Annotated in this window: 4 protein-coding genes; 3 read left to right on the top strand and 1 reads right to left on the bottom strand. The window is 64.0% G+C overall.

Annotation, left to right across the window (positions count from 1 at the left end; all coding sequences use genetic code 11):
• The 3 genes from EN893_RS20435 to EN893_RS20415 all read left to right on the top strand — a co-directional run.
• Positions 1-1032 (top strand): pitrilysin family protein (locus EN893_RS20435; RefSeq protein ID WP_164900982.1); only part of this gene is annotated, 1032 nt, incomplete at its 5' end.
• 4 nt (positions 1033-1036) lie between these two features.
• Positions 1037-2602 carry a pitrilysin family protein gene (locus tag EN893_RS20425; protein ID WP_245490872.1) on the top strand — a complete coding sequence of 522 codons (1566 nt, stop codon included), beginning with the start codon at positions 1037-1039 and terminating at the stop codon, positions 2600-2602.
• A 273-nt stretch (positions 2603-2875) separates the two neighbouring features.
• Positions 2876-3745, top strand: coding sequence for a patatin-like phospholipase family protein (locus tag EN893_RS20415; RefSeq protein ID WP_127271511.1), 870 nt, complete (start codon positions 2876-2878; stop codon positions 3743-3745).
• A gap of 42 nt (positions 3746-3787) precedes the next feature.
• On the opposite strand, the gene EN893_RS20410 is transcribed toward EN893_RS20415, so the two are convergent.
• Positions 3788-4330 carry a dihydrofolate reductase family protein gene (locus EN893_RS20410; protein ID WP_127266865.1) on the bottom strand — a complete coding sequence of 181 codons (543 nt, stop codon included), beginning with the start codon at positions 4328-4330 and terminating at the stop codon, positions 3788-3790.
• Between the last annotated feature and the right edge of the window lie 78 nt (positions 4331-4408).

Here is a 4408-nt window from a genome sequence, read left to right as displayed (position 1 = left end):
TCTTACGACTACACCGCCTTCCACGAGACGGTGGCGCCGTCGGCGCTCGAGCTGATGATGAGCTTCGAGGCCGATCGCATGCGCAACCTCATCCTCACCGACGATGTCATCAAGACCGAGCGCGATGTCATCCTCGAGGAGCGCCGCTCGCGCATCGACAACAGCCCCGAGGCCGTGCTGGACGAGGAGGTCGATGCGACGCTGTGGCAGAACCAGCCCTATCGCATCCCGGTCATCGGCTGGATGCAGGAGATGCAGCAGCTGAACCGCGCCGACGCTGTCGCCTTCTATGACAAATATTACCGGCCCAACAACGCGGTGCTGATCGTTGCCGGCGATGTCGACCCGGACACGGTGCGGGCGCTGGCCGAAAAGACCTATGGCAAGGTGGCGCGCGGCCCCGATCTGCCGCCGCGCATCCGTCCGGTCGAGCCGGAGCAGAACACCAAGCGCACGGTGACGCTCGCCGATGCCCGCGTCAGCGTGCCGAGCTTTTCCACCCAATGGGTGGTGCCGTCCTATCACACAGGCAAGCCGGGCGAGGCGGAAGCGCTCGACCTCTTGGCGGAGATCCTCGGCGGCGGCAATCGCAGCCGGCTCTACCAGGCGCTCGTCGTCCAGCAAGGTATCGCATCCAGCGCCGGCGCCTTTTTCCAGGGCACCATGCTCGACGACACCAACTTCACCGTCTATGGCGCGCCGCGCGGCGATGCTAAAATCTCCGACGTCGAAGCGGCGGTCGATGCCGAAGTGGTGCGCATCGTCAAGGATGGCGTCACGCCATCGGAGCTGGAAAAGGCCAAGGACCGCTATGTCAGGTCGATGACCTTTGCCCGCGACAAGCAGGATTCCATGGCCAACATCTACGGCTCGACGCTGGCCACCGGCGGCAATGTGCAGGACGTCCAGCAGTGGACGGACCGCATCCGCAAGGTCACGACAGACGAGGTCAAGGCCGTCGCCGCGCACTATCTCGTGCTCGCCCGGTCGACCACCGGCTATCTCTTGCCGCAGCAACAGGCGGGGAATTGATTTGATGAAGAGATCGAGCGTTGGCGCTGCCCCCCACCTGCCTGCCGGCATCCTCTCCCCGTACAGTGACGGGGAGAGGGGCGCCGTCATCGCCGGTTTCGCCAATCACCATGGTTGCAAGACGGACGCCGAGGTTGCGGCCAGCCTCCTTCTCCCCGTCACTATACGGGGAGAAGTGCCCGGCAGGGCGATGAGGGGCGGCGCCGACTTCGACAATTGTTCGTTTGGAACGACCACCCCGAGCCGCGCCATCGCCCCGCTGATCACTTTACTTCTCTCCATCCTCTTCCTCATCCTGCCGGCACTCACCGCGCGGGCCATGGACATCCAGTCCGTCACCTCGCCAAAGGGCATCACCGCCTGGCTGGTCGAGGACTATTCCGTGCCGGTTGTCGCCATCCGCTTCGTCTTCGGCGGCGGCTCGACGCAGGATCCGGTCGGCAAGGAAGGGCTGGCCAATCTGATGACCGGCCTGTTCGACGAAGGCGCCGGCCCGCTCGACAGTGAAGACTTCCAGATCAAGCTCGACGATGCCGGCGCCGAAATGAGCTTCGACGAGAGCCGCGACGGCATCTACGGCTCGATGCGCATGCTGGCCGAGCAGCGCGACCAGGCATTCGACCTGTTGCGGCTGGCGGTCAACGAGCCGCGCTTCGACCAGCTGCCGATTGACCGCATCCGCTCCCAGATCCTGTCCGGCATCATCGCCGGCGAAAACGATTCCGACACGGTGGCGCAGAACAAATGGGCGCGAGCGCTTTATGGCGATCATCCCTATTCCCGCTCCGACCAGGGCACCAAGGAAAGCATCGCCACCATCACGCGCGATGATCTCAATGCCTCGCACAAAGCGGTGTTCGCGCGCGGCGGGCTGCGGGTCGCCGTTGTCGGCGCCATCGACGCGGAGACGCTGAAGAAGAAGCTCGACATGGTGTTCGGCGACCTGCCGCAAAACCAGGCGCTGAGGCCAGTGGCCGATATCGACCCGAAGCTGGCGCAGCATATCGAGGTCGACTACGACCTGCCGCAGACCTCCCTGCAGCTCGCTTTTCCCGGCGTGAAGCGCAAGGCGGCGGATTTCTTCCCCGCCGTGCTGATGAACGAGATTCTTGGCGGCGGCACCTTCACCTCGCGCCTGTTCCAGGAGGTGCGCGAGAAGCGCGGGCTGGCCTACAGCGTCAACTCCTCGCTCATCAACCAGGACCACGCCAGCGCGCTGATCGTCAGCACCGGCACCCGCTCCGACCGCGCGTCCGAAACGCTGGGCATCATCCGCGATGTGGTCAAGCGACTGGCCGAAGAAGGCCCGACCGAAGCGGAACTGGCGGCCACCAAGAAATACATGATCGGCGCCTACGCCATCAACAATCTGGACTCGTCCAGCGCCATCGCCGCGACACTGGTCGAACTGCAGCTCGACGATCTCGGCATCGACTACATGCAGCGCCGCGCCGGCTACATCAACGCGGTGACGCTCGACCAGGTCAAGGCGGCGGCGAAGAAGCTGCTGTCGACCGAGCCGACCATCATGGTCATCGGACCGAAACTGGCCGGGGCCGGCAAGGGATGAGCCCCGGCGCGCATTTCTCTTTTCCGAACGCCGGCGCTGCCTCTCATCGCCCTGCCGGGCACTTCTCCCCGTATAGTGACGGGGAGAAGGGGGCTGGCCGCAATCTCGGCGCCCATCTTGCAACGTTTGTGATTGGCGAAATCGGCGATGGCAGCACCCTTCTCCCCGTCACTATACGGGGAGAGGATGCCGGCAGGCAGGTGAGGGGCGGCGCCAACTTCAACAATTGGCGGTCTCCGTCGCCGGCCAGAAACGAGGCAGGAGCCGCGCACCATGGCGCCTAGCTTCGGTATAGCCTTCGGCGGCGGTGGCGCGCGCGGGCTGGCGCATATTCATGTCATCGAGGCGCTGGACGAGTTGGGCATCAAGCCGGTGGCGATTGCCGGCTCGTCGATCGGTGCCATCATGGGCGCCGGCATGGCATCGGGCATGACCGGCAAGGACATCCACGACTATGCCCGCTCGATCCTCGGCCGCCGCGCCCAAGTGGCGAGCCGCATGTGGCGGGCGCGGCCGGGCACCATCGCCGAAGCCATGCAGGGCGGCATCCGCGTCAGCCAGTTCAACGTCGAGCGCATCCTGAAAGCCTTTCTGCCCGAAGCCATTCCCGAGACCTTCGCCGAGCTGCAAATCCCGCTGAAGGTGACGGCGACCGACTATTTCGGCCACAAGCTGGCTGTCTTCGAAGACGGCGACCTGCACTCGGCGCTGGCGGCCTCGGCGGCCATCCCCGCCGTGTTCCGGCCGGTGACGCGCGACGGCAGGCTGCTGATCGACGGCGGCATTTACAACCCCGTGCCGTTCGACCTGATCGAAAACGACGCCGACATCATCATCGGCGTCGACGTGGTCGGCGCGCCGGAAGAGGCCGACCGCAAACAGCCGACCTCCGTCGACCTGATGTTCGGCGCCACCCAACTGATGATGCAGTCGATCACCGCCAACAAGCTGAAACAATGCCGCCCCGACATCCTGGTCCGCCCGGCAGTGTCGAGATACCGCGTCCTCGATTTCCTGAAGATCGACGCTTTGATGAACGAGACGGTCGATATCAAGGATGAGCTGAAGCGGCAGGTTGAGAAGGTGGTTGAGGCGAGGAATAGCGCCGCCATCAAGGGGAGGCGGGGGAAGCAGGTCGGGTGAAGTGCATCTTTCCTTCACCTGAGAGGAGAGAGCCCAACCGTCTTATGACTTAGCCGTCATCGGCGCATACTCTAGCGCCACCACGCCGTTGCTAAACGGCTTTGCGGAAATCAGGTCGAGCGCCACCGGCTCACCGATTGGGAATAGCGGCTTGCCCTGGCCGACGGTGCCTGGATAGCTGAGCAGCCTGACGCGGTCGACCAGGCCGTGGCGCAGCAATTCCTGCGCGACGCTGAGGCTGCCATGCACGTAGATGTTGCCGCCGCTGCCTTGCTTCAGCGTCCTGACCGCTTCCGGCAGAGGCCCTTTCAGCAATTCGGCCGGCTTCCAGTCGAGCGCCTTCAGGCTGTTTGAGGCGACATATTTCGGCAGCGCGTTGAACCGGTCGGCAAAATCTCCGGTTTCCGTTGGCCAGGAGCCGGCAAAGATCTCATAGGTCGTGCGCCCCAAAAGCATGGCGCCGCTGTCGGCAAGCTCGTCCTCCTTGAACCTGTTCATCTCGTCGTTCCAGGTCACGCTGGGCAGCTTCTCGACCTCGGCAATGCCATCGACGCTGATGAATTCGGTGACGATAAGTTTTGGCATAGCGCTCTCCTTCTTCTGTCAAAGGACGAACCGGGTGGGCGCTTTGTGACAGGCTTCGCGAAATATATTGCTGCGCTT

This window comes from Mesorhizobium sp. M7A.F.Ca.CA.004.04.2.1, from assembly GCF_004022825.1.
Classification (GTDB): Bacteria; Pseudomonadota; Alphaproteobacteria; order Rhizobiales; family Rhizobiaceae; genus Mesorhizobium.
Note: the sequence above shows the minus strand (reverse complement) of the source record. Positions and strands in the feature narration are given on the sequence as shown.

Coding starts and splice junctions, on each gene's coding strand:
- EN893_RS20425 (WP_245490872.1), top strand. CDS start 1,037: ATGAAGAGATCGAGCGTTGGCGCTGCCCCCCACCTGCCTGCCGGCATC.
- EN893_RS20415 (WP_127271511.1), top strand. CDS start 2,876: ATGGCGCCTAGCTTCGGTATAGCCTTCGGCGGCGGTGGCGCGCGCGGG.
- EN893_RS20410 (WP_127266865.1), bottom strand. CDS start 4,330: ATGCCAAAACTTATCGTCACCGAATTCATCAGCGTCGATGGCATTGCC.